Genomic DNA, 14,531 nt, shown 5'->3' on the forward strand with positions numbered 1-14,531 from the left:
GTATCGGTGAGGGAAAAGTGCGGGCGTTTAAATACTTTTTCAGGTGCGCTTCTTGTAGTGGGCCTGACGGCGCTCACCGCTGGCTTGCTCCCTGCCCCTTCCCTTCTTGGGCGGCTCGGGGTACTTCTGCTTGATCTCCTCCACCCGCTTCTCCATCTCCGCCTTCAGGCGCTCCCCGATGAACTCGCCCTTGTAGAAGTCCACCCTGGCCGCGATGGTCGCCTTTGCGCCTAGAGTGCGAGACACCTTCCCCCGCTGCCAATACGGCGCCCTGTGAACCGCTGGATGCTGGAAGATGATGCCATGCTTTGGTGGCGCTTTTCCTGAGCGCAGATGCAAGAACATGGCCTTCTCCGCCCCTAGGAGCTGCACGGTGGACGAGGGCAGGGTGGCCAATCGGCCCAGCCCTCCCGCCAGGGAGATGAGCCTCGCGCCTAGATTGGCGGTGAGCAGGGCGGTCAGGTTGGGAGCGGTCTCCTCCATGCGCTTCTGCACGTACACCTCCAGCTTGGCCTTGGTCTCGTAGAGCTCCGCCAGCGACAATGCAAGGTCCTGCACCACCGAGACGTCTTCGTCCAAGAGCTCCGCCCCCACCGACTCTAGCTGCACGCCAATGGCCTTGAGGATTTCTTCCCTCTCCCCGTGGCGAGCGATCAGCTGGGCGTACTCCGCATCCTTCACGTAGTCGGCCATTTCCGGGAAGTGCAATCCATACCATTCGTGCAGCCGCTCGCTCATGATGTTGATGTTCTCGTTGAGGTCATCGATAGCCCGGATCGCTTGCACGACGTGTCTGTCCGGCCTGACTGGCTCCCGAGTGCGGACCTTGCCCAGCTCCACCATTACCTGCTGCATCAGCTCCATGGAAAAACCGTAGTCTTCGGGCTTGATGTACGAGGAATCGTACACCACTGGCTTCCCCAGCTTGGAAAGCCGAGGATCGGCCACCTGCACCCTCTTGCCCGCCAATTGCGCCTCTTCAGGCAGTATCTCACCCCGCTGCACCAAGGCCAGCTTGGAGGCGATGAGCTTGTGCTCCTTCTCGAAGAGGGTGGACTTCCGCACCCTCTCCTTATCGCACAGGAAGACCCCGAACCATTTGGTGACGATGATCATAGATTCCCCTCACTTCTCCTTAGCCATAAGTGCTAGGATCCTATCCGCTTCTTCCTTGGGCAAGGATCTCAATCCCATTGTACCGGCGCTTCGGACCTGCAGCTCCGCCAGGAACTCCAGGGTCTCCATGCGGTAGAACGCCTCGCCCAGGTCGCGGCCGACCACGATGGCCCCGTGGTTCTCCAGGAGGAAGGCGTTGCCCTTGGTCGATGTCTCTCGCAGACGCCGAGCCAGCTCCTCCGTTCCTGGGGTGGCATAGGGTACCAGGGGCACCTCCGCGCCCAGGACCATCAGACCCTCCGGCGTCAGGTCCGGGCGTGGCTTCTCCCCTGCGCATGCTAGGATGGTCGAGAACAAGGGGTGGCAATGGACCACTGCCCCCACGTCCTCCCGGCAGCGGTACATCTCCAGGTGGAACGGGGTCTCCATGGAAGGCTTGCCTCCGGAAGTGACCCTCCCAGCCAAGATATCCATGCGCACCAGATCGTACTCGCGCATCATGCCTTTGCATGCGCCCGAGGGGGTGATCACCATGGCGTCGTCGCTCACCCGGGCGCTTATGTTGCCTGACGTGCCAACGGTCAGCTTGCGCTCGTAGAGCATCTTCCCATAGCGCACGATGTCCCTTCGCACTTCCCATTCGATCTTCATATCCTGGCCCCCTTCACCCTGGTGATCTCATCCGGAACGAGAACGCCCACCTCCGTGATGAAACCTGCCACGTACCGATGGGGTGTCATGTCGAATGAGGGGTTCAAGGCATGGCTGCCCTCCGGCGCGATTTGCACGTCCTCCAAGAAGGTCACCTCCTCCTCTGCCCGGTCCTCTATGACGATGTCCTTGCCGCTCTCAAGGGCGAAATCGAAAGTGGAAATGGGCGCGGCCACGTAGAAGGGGATGCCCAGCTCCTTGGCCAGGACCGCTTTCTCGAAGGTGCCGATCTTGTTGGCGAAATCTCCGTTCAAGGCCACTCGGTCCGCTCCCACGATGACCATATCCACTCCCTTGCGCATGAAGTGGCCGGATGCTCCGTCGACGATGATGCTGTGCGGTATGCCCTCGTTCCTCAGTTCGTAGGCGGTGAGCTTCATGCCTTGGAGCCGGGGCCTGGTCTCTGAAACGTAGACGAATATTCTCTTGCCCTGTCGGTGAGCGACCCGGATGGGTGCGAGCGCCGTGCCGTAGTCCACCGTTGCCAATGCACCGGCGTTGCAATGGGTCATGATCTTGCTTCCATCCTTGATAAGCCTGGCGCCCTGCTCTCCGATGGAGCGGCACTTGTCTACGATGCGCTCCGCATAGCGTTCCGCGACCTTGCCGGCCTCCTCCCCCGCTCGGATGCGTTCCAGCATGAAGTCCACGGCGAAGAAGAGGTCGAAGGCGGTCGGTCTGGAGGCCTTGAGCACTTTGCCCGCTTCATCCGCATCCCTTCCGTTCATCGAGGCCAAAGCCATTCCGTAGGCCGCCGCCACGCCTATGGCCGGAGCGCCGCGCACGGTCATGTTGCGGATAGCCTCCGCCACCTGCTCCTCGGAACGGAACGAAACGATCTCGAATCGATGGGGAAGGAGGCGCTGGTCGATCATCTTGACCTCCGCTCCCTCGAGCCAAACCGCCCTGAATTCTTTGGCGCCTTCGCCAGTGACGATCCTCAGACGCTCACCGGGGATAAACCCGCTAGGCCATAGAAAAAGATTGCATTCGGGCAGGGCCGAGGTTTAATATCGCCTAATGCATTTGAACCCTGCCGGGTCGCTTGGGACTATGAACGAGAAGAAGACCGACGCTTTCGATGTATATTCGACGTCGACTGGTCTACGGCAGATTTCCAACCCCGTGAGGCAGAAAATCCTTAGCGAGCTGCAACGCAGGGACCTGAGCCTGAGCGAGATCGCCGTCTTGACCGGCAAGGCCCAGTCCACTCTGTCGGTACACCTGGACAAGATGGTCAAGGAAGGCCTTATCGGCTACCGGGACGACCCGAACGACAATCGGCGCAAGATCTTCTATCTGGTCTCCAGGCCGATCGGCAGCTCGGTGGTGCCGCGCGAGGACCTGATGAAGCAGGTGGAGAACACCATCTCCCGCAGCATCGGCACGCCAAGCACATTCCTCAAAGGGGTCGTCCGTTCCATCGTCATTGGCATGGAGGCCATCGGGTTCAACATGGACCCGGTGCTCAAGGATATAGGCCGGCAGATAGGGCGGGAGATCTCCAAGCGGATGAAGTCCAACAACGTGGAGGGCATCATCACCGAAGTGAAGGAGTTCTTCAAGCAGCACGAACTGGGCGAGGTGAACGTCTACGCGCTGCATCCCGTCACCCTGATCATCAAGGACGAGTACGACTGCTCCAAGGCGCCGGACGTGGGGAAGACCCTCTGCTTGATGAACGAGGGCATCCTCGAGGCCATTTTCGAATCGCGCATGGGCATACCAGCAAGGGTAACCAAGGCGGAGACGTTCGGTTCCGGCTTCAACTTCTGCAAGTACGTCATCGAGCCAGGGCTGTAAGCCTTGGTCCCTGGACGTGCATTGGGCAAGGCGAACTCAAGACCGCACGTTTTTTATGCCCCGTTCCAATCCCCAAGCATGGAGCGTTCGGAGATGCACAGCCTCTACGAGATGTTCGACGAGATCGACGAGGAGATGGTCTTGGTCCTGGATTGCATCAGCGACATCCGGGAGATGGTGGAGAAGGGCCAGAAGAAGAAGGCCCTTGAGACTCTGGTGGAGCTCGAGGATAGGCTAGAGGCCTTCCTGACCTTCCCTGATGATGAGGAGGACGAAGAGGATGAGGAAGAGGAGAGCGGCGAGGACAAGGAAGAGAAGGGCTAGTCCTCCTCCTCGGCAAGCCTGATCACGCCTCAACCGGACCGGCGCCTATCTCTTGATGCGATACACCTGGGCGTCCTTGGTCCTCACCCTTTCTATTGCCTTCTTTGCCTCCAGGTCCAGCTTCACCGCTTCCGCGTACCAGGGTATCGAGCCTTCGAACTTGCTTTCCAGTCTCGATTCCACGCACCGGGTTAGCTCCATGTGATTCAGAGGCTTGTTCCTAAGACAGTCAAGGATGACCTGGCGCATCTGGTCATACTTGTCCTTGGAGATGTTGACACCCTTCTTCCCCTGAGGATGCTTCGTAAGGATCTTCTCGTCCGCCATGGAGCAACCATCCCGTTGCGTCGCATATTATGCTTTCAGAGAGGTCGGAGCATCGGGAACGTGAATGTCATGCATCGCTACCTACGGGTGGTGGCAGTAGAGTCTGTGGCCATATGGATGAGATCGACCTTCACCTCCTCTGTGGACAGATCTCTTGATACTCAGAAACGGCAGGCGATGTGGAGAATGAGTGGGCTCAGCCAGATTCGAACTGGCGAACTTCTGCGTGTCAAGCAGACGTCATAACCGCTAGACCATGAGCCCCTGTGGATTCTGCTGTAACCTTTTCGACACTATATGCCTTTCGCTGGCCTCTGAGCGTCATCGTTCAGCGTCGACCAGATGCGGCCAAGACAGCAGTGCGTTCGATAGTGCATTCGCGCCGCGCCCTTGATTTGGTGAGCCTCGAAGATCTCGACTAGGCGATTCATCATCTCCTCGTGCTTCGCCTCACCGGGAGCAGGCAGATAGGAGACCGAGCTGACCAGGTTGCACAGCTCCTCGAGCCCCAGCCCCCTTTCGAATGAGAAGGTCAAATGCTCGAACGGCAGATCCCCGAACATCCGCTCTGGACGTTTCTTCTTGCTCTCTATATCCCCCCTTCCTTTCTCAAAATCGTCCACCAGCCGGGCGTACGCCTCGTCGAACGCCTCTTCCTTTCCCATCCGTTCGTTCCACACCAGGATGAGGTATGACCCCGGCCTGGAGATCCTCCGGAACTCTCTCATTGCCGGCAAGGGGTCGAACCAATGGAACGCCTGCGCCGCCGTGACCGCATCAACGGTCTCAGGAGGCAGGGGTATCTCCTCGGCCTTCCCCGCCACGCTGTAGAACCTTGGCTCGTCTCTAAGCTCCTCCTCCGCTATCGACCTCATGTCCCGATTCGGTTCCACGCCGAAGACCCTCATCCCTCTTTCCAGCAGCTGTCTGGTGAAGATGCCAGTGCCCGATCCGATATCGGCGACGACCGCACCCTCCCATAGCGCCTTCGCCCGGAGCAGATGTTCGAAGAGCTCGCCAGGGTACTGCGGTCGGCCTTTGGCATAGGAACGCGCTCTGCCACTGAATCGTTCCGTGGTCGATGTTTCCGTCCTCATCCTCACACCCTTCATTCGCTAACCAGGTTTATGTTGTTGCGCAGTCCTTTTATCTCTGAATCGGTTTCGGCAAAGAGGTAATGGGATGCCAGAGATACTACTCTTCACCAAGCCCGGCTGCGAGAAGTGCGACTACGTGAAGGAACGCCTGCCTCCAGGATTGAAGGTGAACATTTTGGACATGGAATCCGCCGACGGAATGGCCGAGGCCGCCTACTACGAGTTGCTCAGCAAGTACACCCCCATCCTGGTGGTCGATGACCAGGTCGTCGAGGGCGCCATCAACATATTGCAGAAGCTCAAGTCCGTCGCAGGCTGCGACGGCATTTAATACTCCTAGCCAATCTCACCAGCAGGATGATCGCGCTAGGCATCGAGGGCACGGCGCACACCGTGGGCGTGGGCATCGTCGACGAGCGAGGCTGCGTTCTAGCCAACGAGATTAAGATGTATAAGCCGGAGACCGGAGGAATACATCCCCGGGAAGCGGCCAACCATCACGCCGAGCACGTGGTGCCGATGATCGCCAAGGCGGTCCAGGCGGCAAACCTTTCGCTGAAGGACATCGAGCTCGTGACCTTCTCTCAAGGCCCGGGCCTGGGGCCATGCTTGCGCACCGTGGCCACGGCCGCTCGTGCACTGTCCCTCAAGCTCAAGACCCCCATAATGGGCGTGAATCACTGCATCGCCCACCTGGAGATCGGGCGCATCAAGACGCCTGCCAGGGACCCGGTGCTTCTCTATGCGTCGGGAGGAAACACCCAGGTCATCGCTTTCGCCAACGGCCGCTATCGCATTTTCGGCGAGACCCTGGACATAGGCATCGGCAATATGCTGGACAAGCTCGGACGAGAGATCGGGCTGGGATATTACGCCGGTCCGAAGATTGAGAAGGCGGCGAAGGACGGTAAGAAGCTGCTCGACATCCCCTACTCCGTCAAAGGCATGGACATGGCCTTCTCTGGCATACTCACCGCCTGCCTCGCGTTCAGAGACAAAGGGGAGAGCATCGAGGACATATGCTACTCCGTTCAAGAGACCTGTTTCGCCATGCTCGCCGAGGTGACGGAGAGGGCCATGGCGCACGTGGAGAAGAACGAGGTGCTCCTGGGCGGAGGCGTGGTACAGAACAAGCGCCTGCAGGAGATGGTGGATAGGATGGCCCAGGACCGAGGAGCGAAGATGTTCGTTCCGGACCGCTCGCTGTGCGTGGACAATGGGGCAATGATAGCTTGGACGGGGCTGGTCATGCATCTCGCTGGGGTAAGGATGAGCATCGATGAGACCGTTGTCAATCAGAGATACCGCACCGATGAAGTGGATGTGACCTGGCGGGATTAGATTGGCTTGAGGGCCGCTTTCTTGGCCTTCTGATCGCCTACGATGGAATCCAATCTAGTTAGGAATTCCGTCTCCTTTCCCTTGGGTATGGTGGCTCCGCTTGCCACCGCATGACCGCCGCCGACTCCTCCCACAGACTGAGCCGCTTCCCGCAGGGCCACGGCCAAATCCACGCCCTTCTCCAGGATGCGGAAGCTGGCCCGGGAGGATACCCGGATCACGTCATGATGGATCGAGAGTGTGATGGTCGGCTTATCGCAGTCCCCCACGAACTGCATCGTCAGCCCCGCCAGAACGCCGGAGAGCGAAGTATTGGTGCTCTCGAACCACTGGATGTTCTGCATCCGGGTGACGCCCTTCTTGATGATCGCCTTCATGGCAGAGATGATGGCATCCTTGTACTGCCGCCTCAGCTCTTCCGCCGCCGAAAGGGCCTTGGCGTCCCGGAGGGTCAGAGCCACTCCGATCCCTTCCTTATCCGTGCGCCCGCAGGCGTTCAGGAGCTGTGCCAAATCTTCCCCGTAGAGATTCCAGGAGGGGAAGAAGTAGCGCTCGGCGATGAGCTCCTCTAGGGCGCTGGTGGTGCAGCCCTGCTTCAGCAAGTGCAGCGCGACCAACGAGGAGAGCGCTCGCCTCTGATTCTCGTTCAACTGCTCCAACGAGGAATCCTCGGGGATCTTGGCCTCTCTCAGCAACGCTTTGGCACCTTCCAGGTCACCGCTCACGCCGATCATGTAGGGGTCGTTGCGGTCCGCCAGGGACTCGGCCAACTTGCCCTCGGGCAGCAGGGAGCCAGATCGTACCTCCACCAAATGCCTTTGGAGGCCGTTCTGGAGCAGGTAGAGGTTGATGCCGCTCAACCCTCTGATATGCTGTCGATCTCCGATTATTCCAGCGAAAGCGATCGGCAACAGGTCCCAGTTCCTCTCGTCCATGGCTAGGGCGAAGAGCATGCTCACCGCCCCGGCGCAACCGGAGGCCATGCCTTCGATGCCGAAGAGGTGGGGGTTGATGTGCAGGACCTTGGTGGAATCGCCCACCGTCTTGTGATGATCGAGCACCACCACCTTGGCGCCAAGCGCTTCCAGTGCGGGGAGATTGCCGGAACCCATGTCCGCCAAGATGAGGCATTTCGCCCCTTCGCCCACCTCCTTGATGGTGGCATCGTCCAAGCTTTTTACCAGGGTGAGGTGCAGGCGCTTGTTCGCTCTCAGCAGAGCATTGCAGAGAATGCCGGCAGCGGAGATTCCGTCGGCGTCGTAGTGGGATAGCACCACCACCTCGCTCTGGCGGGAGACCTCCTGTGCCGCGTTGGATAAAAGGGAAAAGAGGGGTTGAGGGAGCGGCTCTCCGTCCATTCCGCCCTCACTCGATGAGCAGCTCCGCGTTCTTCAGGGAGTACTGCCAGTCCTGGGGAAGGATCTCGTTGCGCTTGTAGTACTTCACCAAGCGGCGGATCTTCGACTCGATGAGCTGGAGGTTGCGGTTTGTGGCCATGTCCTTTTTGTTCTCGGCCATGTGGCCGTTGACGTTGATGGCCCGCCTCATGAGCGCCACCAGGTCGTCGGGGAGCGCCGGCCTCAGGCCGTTCGCTTCCAGAATATCGTACATCGTCTTGCCGGTGGCCAAGCGGACGCTCGGCACGGCGTATTGGTCTCTGAGCACTATGCCGATCTTGGCGGCGGTCATGCCCTCCTTGGCCAGCTTGACCACCATCTGTTCGATTTCGTCCTTGGGCACCGGGACCCACTCAGGGCTCTCCGTCACCAGAGGCTTGGAGGACGCGGACTTGCCCCTCCTTCTCGCATGCATCTTTGCCATGTGATCATCATCCTGGATTCTTGAGCTAAGGCGTTTCAGATATGGCGGCGAAGCAAACTGCCCATTTCCATTCTGGTATATAAGGTTTGAGCGCTCCGGTCAATCCAATTCGCTGCGGAAACGCGTGCGCCCATCTGTCCATTTGTCCCGCTCCGCTCGCGCCCAGGCCAGCAGCTCCTGGTACTCCTCGTCGGGGAAGGCCAGCTCCTTGGGCAGCTGCGAGAACAGGGCCCAATCCATCTCCGCCTTGCCGATGGGGCACTCCAGGTTGCCGACGAAAACGAGACCGTCCCGATGCTTCTTCTGCGCATAGGGCACGAGAACACAGCCGCACTCCTCCCGGACCTCGCGCACGGCTGCCTTCTCGTCATCCTCCCCATCCTCCACCCGTCCGCCGGGCATCTCCCATCCTCCGCGGGTAGGATTGAAGACCATCACGAAGCGCTCGTCCAGGAAAGCGATACTGTAGACCCATTTCATGTCCGTTCCACCACCATCATCGCGTGGTCTTTCTCGAATCTCTCCAACTCTACCACCTCAAGCACCTTGAATCCCCGGCTGCTCAGCTCGCTCCGCGCCCGCTCGAACACCTTTCTGGGATCGAGGGTCACATCCTCGCTGCGGGCCTTGATCGCCAGCATGCCTGAAGGGGCGGAGAACTCCTGCATGTTCTTCATCAGGATGGAGGCCTGGTTCTTCTGGGCCACGTCCTGATAGACGATATCCACCCGGTCCACTATGAACTTATACTCGGTGGGCTTGGTGGCGTCCCCCAGGATGGGCACCATGTTCTTCCTGGTCTCGCACACCGGGACCAGCTCGCGGAAGGAGCGCTGGGAGAACTCCACGCAGTAGACCCTTCCTTGCGAGCACACGTCGGCCACGTGGCTGGCGGTGGTGCCGCTCGCCGCTCCCAGATAGAGGACGCGCGACCCCTCGTGAAATGGGAAGCGCTTACCTCCCAATCTCAGGTAGGCGGCCAGCTTGCTTCGGTGCGGCACCCACTCCCTCAGTTCGATGTCATCCCAATTGACCAGTCTTTCACCGTAGACGCGATCTCCCGGGGCGGAGTTGCGCGTGTACAGCCTCTCGCCGTCGGTGTAGACGCCTCTAACCTCCAGCTCCCGGATGTCCTTTTCCTGCGCTCCCATGCCATCTCAAGGATGCACATCAAACTTAAAATCGTATCTAGGACATGCTGAGGACGTGGCGGAGGACGAACAGGCGCAGAAGATCGAGGAGCTGTCGCAAAGGATAGCGCAGCTCGAGGATTCCCTGCGCCAGGTGGCCAAGCCCTACTCGGAGCTGGTGCAGCAGCTTTCCATGTTCCAGGACACCGTGCAGCGCTACTTCCGCCTCATGGACCTGTACCAGAAGTACGGGGTGGTGAGCGTGGAGACCATTCTGCCCCAGGTCAAGAACCCCATCTCCAAGGAGATATTGCGCCTCCTGCTGGACAAGCCCGGCCTGAACACATCCGAGATCACGGAAGAGCTGCACGCCCGCCGAGGGTCCGCGTCCAGAAGGATAGTGCGTGAGAAGCTCGGCGAGCTGCTGGCGGAGAAGCTGGTGGTGGAGAAAGCGGATCGCAAGGAGAAGACCTATGAGATCTCCGAGGAGGTGGTGAGGAAGTGGTCACAAGTGCTCGGATTGTCCAAGTAGGGTGGTCACTGAGTATAGGGGTCGTGGAGCCGATGGCGGAGAGACCGCCCGGCGGCGAGGTGAATGCATGACGGACGATGAACGTGGCAAAGTGCCAGATGCGGAGCAACTGAGGCAGATATTCGAAGTGCTGACGGTGAGCGTGCCGGAGCTGCTGGACAAGATAACCAAGGTTCTCTATGGAGCTCAGGAAGGAGAGAAGTTCGGCATGTCTGTGGCGGCGTTCTACAAGGCGCTCAAGGACGCGGGCATGACAAGTGACCAGGCCTTCGCATTGACCAAGGAGTACATGAACAACATCTCCATCGGCGGGATGCTGAAGAACATCATGGGCGGAGGGAGGGCGGGAGACGAGATCGGCGCGGCCATCCGGAACAAGGTCAGGCGCGAGATGGACGACGACTGAGGCGCGTCCATGGCCAAGGACAAGGCCGCTGGGCAGGTCATGCTGATCGTGGCCACCTCAGTACCCTCGTTGGTGGTCAGGATCAGCTTGTCGTATTTGCGCATGAAGCGACAGGCCAATCGCTCAGCGCGTCAGTTCTATCTCAGCCTGGTCAAGAACGGCATGCCGAAGCCAGAGGCGAGGCAGCTTGCCGATGAGTTCGCATCCGCTTTCAGCCTCTCGACCATGATGAAGCAGGTTCGACCATTCGGCCGAGCTTCCCGGCCGTGAGAAGGCCGTTCACCTTCTGCGGTGGAGGTACTCCACGATGCCGAAGCCGACGTCGTCCCCGTCGGAGACGGTGAAGCGGGAAAGGCATTCGTGCATTCTCGCCACCACTTTTCCATCCTTGCCTGGGAAAGCCAGCTGCGCGCATCTCTCCACCTTCGCCTTCACGCCCAGCACCTCGCCGTCCTTGTCGTAGACGGCCATGTAGACGTATGCTGGCGAGCCTCGTTCCGTCTCTTCGATGACCAGGTCCACCCGGACGATGGGCCGGTTCTTGCCTTCTTCGTGGATGAAGCCGGCGTCGATGACCGTCCTCTCGTCCATCCACACCTTGGTGATGTTCAGAGCCAAGTCCTCGTCGAACTGCGCGGTCATCCAAAGCCATTTCAGCGCGGCGCCCCACTCGCGTACGCCCCAGGAGTGGTCCCTCTCGCCCAGAGCGGTCAGGTCATAGAGCTTGTTGCCCAGGGTGATCCTGCCAGAGGCCTTGCCGTACTGCTCCAGGTGCTCCGAGGCCACGGCCTGGGCCGCCTTCTCCTTCTCCGAACCGACGGACTCGCGATAATCGAATACTGGGTTGAGAGAGGTCCAGTCCAGCTCGAAGTGCACCTTCTCCATCTCTCCCTCCTTGTGGGCGTCGTGCAGCTCCCCGTCGAAGGAGAGCTTCCAGGCCTTCTCGTCCTCCACCGTGTTGAACTTGAGGCCGAGGGCCTCCAGGTCGTTGTTCTCCATGGGCGCGTTGCCCATCAGCCCGTAGATGTGGCCAGAGGGCATCATCAGGTAGCAGAAAACATTCTTCTCTTTCTTGTTGGGCTTGAGCCCGATACGCATGAAGCCGCAGATATCCTGTCCGCGGTCGTAGAAGTTGAAGTAGAAGCTCTCGTTCCAGTCTTCTTGGCTTCCAAACTCATGAATCACGTCCGTGTTCAATTTCGCATCTCCTCTAGATAGATAATTCCATCATTACCGTCGAGGGTTACCTCCTGCCCCGTTTTTAAGATTTTGGTCGCGTTCTTGACCGCGGTGACCGCGGGAATGCCGTATTCCCGGGAAACGACCGCTCCGTGGGACAGGATGCCCCCGGTCTCAGTGACCAGACCGCTAATCTTGGAGAATACCGCCGTCCAACTGGGATCGGTGTTCGAGGTGACCAGGATCTCGCCCTCCTGCACCTCGGACAGATGCTCGATGGAGCTCACCACCCTTATCCTGGCCTTGGCGATGCCCGGGGAGGAGGAGGTGCCCACAATCTTGAGGAGATCGCCTTGCTTGACCAGCGTGTCGTCGAACTCCACCTTGCCCTTGAGGAACTTGGGCGGGAGGCGGTGCTTCCAGCGTTCGAACTCCTTGCGGCGCCGCTGCACCTCGCCTTTCACATCCGCCTTGCCTTCCTTGGTAACGTGGAAGATCTCCTCCTGGCTAAGGAAGAAAATATCCTCCTGCAGGTCGGTCCAGCCGCGTTCCTGGAAACGCCGACCGAAATCCATGAACAGCCTTCTCTGGCGGAAGAGGATGTGGTCCAGGTAGAACCTCTGGTTCTCCCGGAACTCCAGGTATGTCTGGGCATACTTGAGCACCAGCTTGAACAGCGGCCTCTTGACCATCCCCCCCTTCAAACGTCGGAGCTTCCGGAACACCTCTTCCTCGGTGCGGAGCCGTTCCTGGATCTTCTCCCGCTCCATGCGCTCGAGGTCGATGTCCGAAGCGGCGGCCAGGGACTTGACGATCTCCACCACCAGCGTAGGATCGTCGCCCCAGCGGGGGAAGAACAGCTCCCGGGTATGGGAGCGCACCCCGTACTCGGCCAGGAAATGGTCCAGCTCCATCCGAAAGCCCCTGAAGCGATGGTCCTCCCGCACCACTTGCAGGAAGGAGGCGGGTCGGAGCTGGTTCAGATACTCCAGCACCAGCGGTTCCCTCTTGGCCGCCGCGGCCAGCTTGGCCAGGGCGATGTTGGTCTTGATGGTCTTGTTGTCCGGCAGCCCGGAGATGAGCTTGGAGTACAGCTCCCCTGAACGGTCATCGAGCCAGTCGGTCAGCAGCCGTTTGATGATGAGGTTGGTTCCGATGGAATGCGTCACCATGCCGTAACGGATGAGCTCGTAGTGCTTGCGGAAAGCCTTCTCGAAGTCCCGGTGCAGCTTCTCCAGCTCGGCATCCGAGAGCTTTCCCACGTCCGTTGCATCGAACTCCTGGCAGGTGACCATGAACCCGGCCGCCCACCGCTTGTACGCCTTGTCGGTCTTGTTGATCATGCCGTCCGTGTCCTTGAGGGCGATGCGCACCTCCGCCCAGAGGCGGGCAAGGAGCTTGGCCCTGGCCTGGGCGATCCTCTCCTGGTCCCTCTCCGGGAAGTAGTTCAGGAGCTCCTTGGTGCGCGAGAATCGAGGGTTGTAGGTGAAGACCTGCTCCAGCACCTCGGTGTTGAAGTAGACGTGGCCTTTGTGCAGCCGCAGAAGCTCGATGTGTACCAGGTCCTTGTAGCCCATGATGGCCGCGCCCTCGTGATTGACAATCCTGGTGAGATAGTCTCCCAGAGTGGAGAAGAAGAGGGGCGAGGTGACATCGGACCAGTACTCGTCCCCGTAACCGCGGGTCCAGAGCATCTCATCCCCTTTCCCCAAGGTGGTGATGGGCCTGGACTGGAGCAGATAGATATCGTCCCCTTCAATGGCCCATTCGATGTCCTGGGGGGAGGCGAAGAGCTGCTCTAGGCGCAAACCCATTTCCGCCAGTTGCTGCGCTTCCGCGTCGGTGAGCGAGGGAGCGTTCTGCATTTCCAGCTCGACATCCACCGCTCCCACGCGTTCTTGGAAGAGGTAGATGGCCCTGGTCTTCTTGGAAATCTCTCGGTGGCCGACCTTGCCCGATTTCCTTTCCACCTTGAAGTGGTCTGGGGCGACTATGCCGGAGACGATCGCCTCCCCCAGGCCGAAGGAGGATTCGATCATGATGTGCTTGTCATCCTGGTTCCGGGGGTCCTGGGTGAACAGTATGCCCGAAGAGCGAGCGTTCACCATGCGCTGCACTATGACCGCTATGCCTCCCCCGGTCTGGGGAATGCCCGCATTGTACCGGTAGGCCATAGCTCGGTCATTGTAGTAAGAGGCCCAACAGCGCTTGACGAAATCTGGTACGCTCTCCGTGCGCACGTTCAGGAAGGTGTCCTGCTGCCCGGCGAAAGATGCCTCCGGCAAATCCTCCGCCACCGCCGAGGAGCGCACCGCCCACAGCGTCCCCGGGCCCATTTCCTCGAACTGTCCCCCGAACTCTTTGCGCACCCAGAACTCCACCTCTGCGGTCAGAATGGCCTCCCGGATGCGCTTGGAGGCGGCGGCCACGCTCTCCTCGTCGTCGTAGTCCACGTTCTCCAGCATGGAAGAGATGCGCTCCCCCAAGCCCAGCTTCTCCAGGAACTTGTTGTACGTGCCAATAGGGATGACGAAGCCCTCGGGCACCGGGAACCCGGCCTCGGCCATGGAGGACAGGTTGCCTGCCTTCCCGCCGACCTGGTCCAGGTCCTTCTTCTCGATCTTCCCCAGGGCCATGAGCTTTTTTTCCACGCTCTCTCCTCCTGACGCAGGACGACGAACGCTCGGGCCTCTGGGATTGCCTTCCGCCGCATTAATAGATTGCTCGCTTCCGCGCTTGCCAGC

General features: G+C 59.8%; 18 protein-coding genes and 1 tRNA gene. 7 read left to right on the plus strand and 12 right to left on the minus strand.

All coding sequences use genetic code 11. The features are described 5' to 3' along the window. Positions 1 to 39: 39 nt before the first annotated feature. Genes NT137_07690 through mtnA form a run of 3 tightly spaced genes read right to left on the minus strand, consistent with a single transcriptional unit; the run spans position 40 to position 2,771 of the window. Positions 40 to 1,116 carry a ribosomal biogenesis protein gene (locus tag NT137_07690; GenBank protein MCX6653214.1) on the minus strand — a complete coding sequence of 359 codons (1,077 nt, stop codon included), beginning with the start codon at positions 1,114 to 1,116 and terminating at the stop codon, positions 40 to 42. A gap of 9 nt (positions 1,117 to 1,125) precedes the next feature. Further along, positions 1,126 to 1,767 carry a class II aldolase/adducin family protein gene (locus NT137_07695; protein ID MCX6653215.1) on the minus strand — a complete coding sequence of 214 codons (642 nt, stop codon included), beginning with the start codon at positions 1,765 to 1,767 and terminating at the stop codon, positions 1,126 to 1,128. Beyond that, entirely contained in the window at positions 1,764 to 2,771 is a 1,008-nt protein-coding gene (gene mtnA / locus NT137_07700) for an S-methyl-5-thioribose-1-phosphate isomerase (protein ID MCX6653216.1), read from the minus strand. The genes NT137_07695 and mtnA overlap by 4 nt, the downstream gene beginning before the upstream one ends. 181 nt (positions 2,772 to 2,952) lie before the next feature. On the opposite strand from mtnA, the gene NT137_07705 reads away from it, so the two are divergent. Both NT137_07705 and NT137_07710 read left to right on the plus strand, forming a co-directional pair. After that, positions 2,953 to 3,630 carry an ArsR family transcriptional regulator gene (locus NT137_07705; protein MCX6653217.1) on the plus strand — a complete coding sequence of 226 codons (678 nt, stop codon included), beginning with the start codon at positions 2,953 to 2,955 and terminating at the stop codon, positions 3,628 to 3,630. Positions 3,631 to 3,708: 78 nt separating this feature from the next. Next, positions 3,709 to 3,954 carry a hypothetical protein gene (locus NT137_07710; protein ID MCX6653218.1) on the plus strand — a complete coding sequence of 82 codons (246 nt, stop codon included), beginning with the start codon at positions 3,709 to 3,711 and terminating at the stop codon, positions 3,952 to 3,954. Positions 3,955 to 3,999: 45 nt separating this feature from the next. Here NT137_07710 and NT137_07715 read toward each other — a convergent pair whose 3' ends face one another. From NT137_07715 to NT137_07725, 3 genes are all read right to left on the minus strand, one after another. Continuing rightward, the gene (locus tag NT137_07715) at positions 4,000 to 4,281 is read right to left on the minus strand and encodes a hypothetical protein (protein MCX6653219.1); all 282 of its coding nucleotides are present in this window, start codon (positions 4,279 to 4,281) and stop codon (positions 4,000 to 4,002) included. A gap of 191 nt (positions 4,282 to 4,472) precedes the next feature. Further along, a tRNA-Val gene (locus NT137_07720) sits at positions 4,473 to 4,545 on the minus strand. Between the two features lie 29 nt (positions 4,546 to 4,574). Beyond that, positions 4,575 to 5,378 (minus strand): class I SAM-dependent methyltransferase, encoded by an 804-nt coding sequence (locus NT137_07725; GenBank protein ID MCX6653220.1) that lies wholly within the window; start codon positions 5,376 to 5,378, stop codon positions 4,575 to 4,577. Positions 5,379 to 5,463: 85 nt separating this feature from the next. Here NT137_07725 and NT137_07730 point away from each other — a divergent pair, with 85 nt between their 5' ends. Together NT137_07730 and NT137_07735 are read left to right on the plus strand one after the other, a co-directional pair. Continuing rightward, positions 5,464 to 5,709: a hypothetical protein gene (locus NT137_07730; GenBank protein MCX6653221.1), complete on the plus strand. Its 246-nt coding sequence runs from the start codon at positions 5,464 to 5,466 to the stop codon at positions 5,707 to 5,709. Positions 5,710 to 5,735: 26 nt separating this feature from the next. Beyond that, positions 5,736 to 6,719 (plus strand): bifunctional N(6)-L-threonylcarbamoyladenine synthase/serine/threonine protein kinase, encoded by a 984-nt coding sequence (locus NT137_07735; protein ID MCX6653222.1) that lies wholly within the window; start codon positions 5,736 to 5,738, stop codon positions 6,717 to 6,719. Here the strand turns inward: NT137_07735 and NT137_07740 are convergent. From NT137_07740 to NT137_07755, 4 genes are all read right to left on the minus strand, one after another. Then, positions 6,716 to 8,077 carry a DHH family phosphoesterase gene (locus NT137_07740; GenBank protein MCX6653223.1) on the minus strand — a complete coding sequence of 454 codons (1,362 nt, stop codon included), beginning with the start codon at positions 8,075 to 8,077 and terminating at the stop codon, positions 6,716 to 6,718. The genes NT137_07735 and NT137_07740 overlap by 4 nt on opposite strands. A gap of 7 nt (positions 8,078 to 8,084) precedes the next feature. After that, the gene (locus NT137_07745; GenBank protein ID MCX6653224.1) at positions 8,085 to 8,540 is read right to left on the minus strand and encodes a 30S ribosomal protein S15; all 456 of its coding nucleotides are present in this window, start codon (positions 8,538 to 8,540) and stop codon (positions 8,085 to 8,087) included. A 99-nt stretch (positions 8,541 to 8,639) separates the two neighbouring features. Then, positions 8,640 to 9,020, minus strand: coding sequence for an NUDIX domain-containing protein (locus NT137_07750; GenBank protein MCX6653225.1), 381 nt, complete (start codon positions 9,018 to 9,020; stop codon positions 8,640 to 8,642). Then, on the minus strand, positions 9,017 to 9,691 hold the full coding sequence (locus NT137_07755) for a fibrillarin-like rRNA/tRNA 2'-O-methyltransferase (protein ID MCX6653226.1): 675 nt from the start codon (positions 9,689 to 9,691) through the stop codon (positions 9,017 to 9,019). Before NT137_07755 ends, NT137_07750 begins: the two co-directional genes overlap by 4 nt. 55 nt (positions 9,692 to 9,746) lie before the next feature. On the opposite strand from NT137_07755, the gene NT137_07760 reads away from it, so the two are divergent. From NT137_07760 to NT137_07770, 3 genes are all read left to right on the plus strand, one after another. Continuing rightward, positions 9,747 to 10,202 carry a hypothetical protein gene (locus tag NT137_07760; protein ID MCX6653227.1) on the plus strand — a complete coding sequence of 152 codons (456 nt, stop codon included), beginning with the start codon at positions 9,747 to 9,749 and terminating at the stop codon, positions 10,200 to 10,202. 67 nt (positions 10,203 to 10,269) lie between these two features. Next, positions 10,270 to 10,608 (plus strand): hypothetical protein, encoded by a 339-nt coding sequence (locus NT137_07765; protein MCX6653228.1) that lies wholly within the window; start codon positions 10,270 to 10,272, stop codon positions 10,606 to 10,608. A gap of 9 nt (positions 10,609 to 10,617) precedes the next feature. Further along, entirely contained in the window at positions 10,618 to 10,878 is a 261-nt protein-coding gene (locus NT137_07770) for a hypothetical protein (GenBank protein MCX6653229.1), read from the plus strand. Positions 10,879 to 10,887: 9 nt separating this feature from the next. On the opposite strand, the gene NT137_07775 is transcribed toward NT137_07770, so the two are convergent. Then, a complete protein-coding gene (locus NT137_07775; protein ID MCX6653230.1) occupies positions 10,888 to 11,805 on the minus strand; it encodes a hypothetical protein in 918 nt (305 codons plus the stop codon). Further along, positions 11,802 to 14,423: a PEP-utilizing enzyme gene (locus NT137_07780; protein ID MCX6653231.1), complete on the minus strand. Its 2,622-nt coding sequence runs from the start codon at positions 14,421 to 14,423 to the stop codon at positions 11,802 to 11,804. The genes NT137_07775 and NT137_07780 overlap by 4 nt, the downstream gene beginning before the upstream one ends. Positions 14,424 to 14,531 lie beyond the last annotated feature (108 nt).

The sequence above is a fragment of the Methanomassiliicoccales archaeon genome (assembly GCA_026394375.1).
In the GTDB taxonomy this organism is placed as follows: domain Archaea; phylum Thermoplasmatota; class Thermoplasmata; order Methanomassiliicoccales; family UBA472; genus JAJRAL01.

Bases quoted from the DNA above. Each gene is read 5' to 3' on its own strand.
- NT137_07690 (MCX6653214.1), bottom strand. From the start codon at position 1,116: ATGATCATCGTCACCAAATGGTTCGGGGTCTTCCTGTGCGATAAGGAG.
- NT137_07695 (MCX6653215.1), bottom strand. From the start codon at position 1,767: ATGAAGATCGAATGGGAAGTGCGAAGGGACATCGTGCGCTATGGGAAG.
- NT137_07710 (MCX6653218.1), top strand. From the start codon at position 3,709: ATGGAGCGTTCGGAGATGCACAGCCTCTACGAGATGTTCGACGAGATC.
- NT137_07715 (MCX6653219.1), bottom strand. From the start codon at position 4,281: ATGGCGGACGAGAAGATCCTTACGAAGCATCCTCAGGGGAAGAAGGGT.
- NT137_07725 (MCX6653220.1), bottom strand. From the start codon at position 5,378: ATGAGGACGGAAACATCGACCACGGAACGATTCAGTGGCAGAGCGCGT.
- NT137_07730 (MCX6653221.1), top strand. From the start codon at position 5,464: ATGCCAGAGATACTACTCTTCACCAAGCCCGGCTGCGAGAAGTGCGAC.
- NT137_07735 (MCX6653222.1), top strand. From the start codon at position 5,736: ATGATCGCGCTAGGCATCGAGGGCACGGCGCACACCGTGGGCGTGGGC.
- NT137_07740 (MCX6653223.1), bottom strand. From the start codon at position 8,077: ATGGACGGAGAGCCGCTCCCTCAACCCCTCTTTTCCCTTTTATCCAAC.
- NT137_07745 (MCX6653224.1), bottom strand. From the start codon at position 8,540: ATGGCAAAGATGCATGCGAGAAGGAGGGGCAAGTCCGCGTCCTCCAAG.
- NT137_07750 (MCX6653225.1), bottom strand. From the start codon at position 9,020: ATGAAATGGGTCTACAGTATCGCTTTCCTGGACGAGCGCTTCGTGATG.
- NT137_07755 (MCX6653226.1), bottom strand. From the start codon at position 9,691: ATGGGAGCGCAGGAAAAGGACATCCGGGAGCTGGAGGTTAGAGGCGTC.
- NT137_07765 (MCX6653228.1), top strand. From the start codon at position 10,270: ATGACGGACGATGAACGTGGCAAAGTGCCAGATGCGGAGCAACTGAGG.
- NT137_07770 (MCX6653229.1), top strand. From the start codon at position 10,618: ATGGCCAAGGACAAGGCCGCTGGGCAGGTCATGCTGATCGTGGCCACC.
- NT137_07780 (MCX6653231.1), bottom strand. From the start codon at position 14,423: ATGGCCCTGGGGAAGATCGAGAAGAAGGACCTGGACCAGGTCGGCGGG.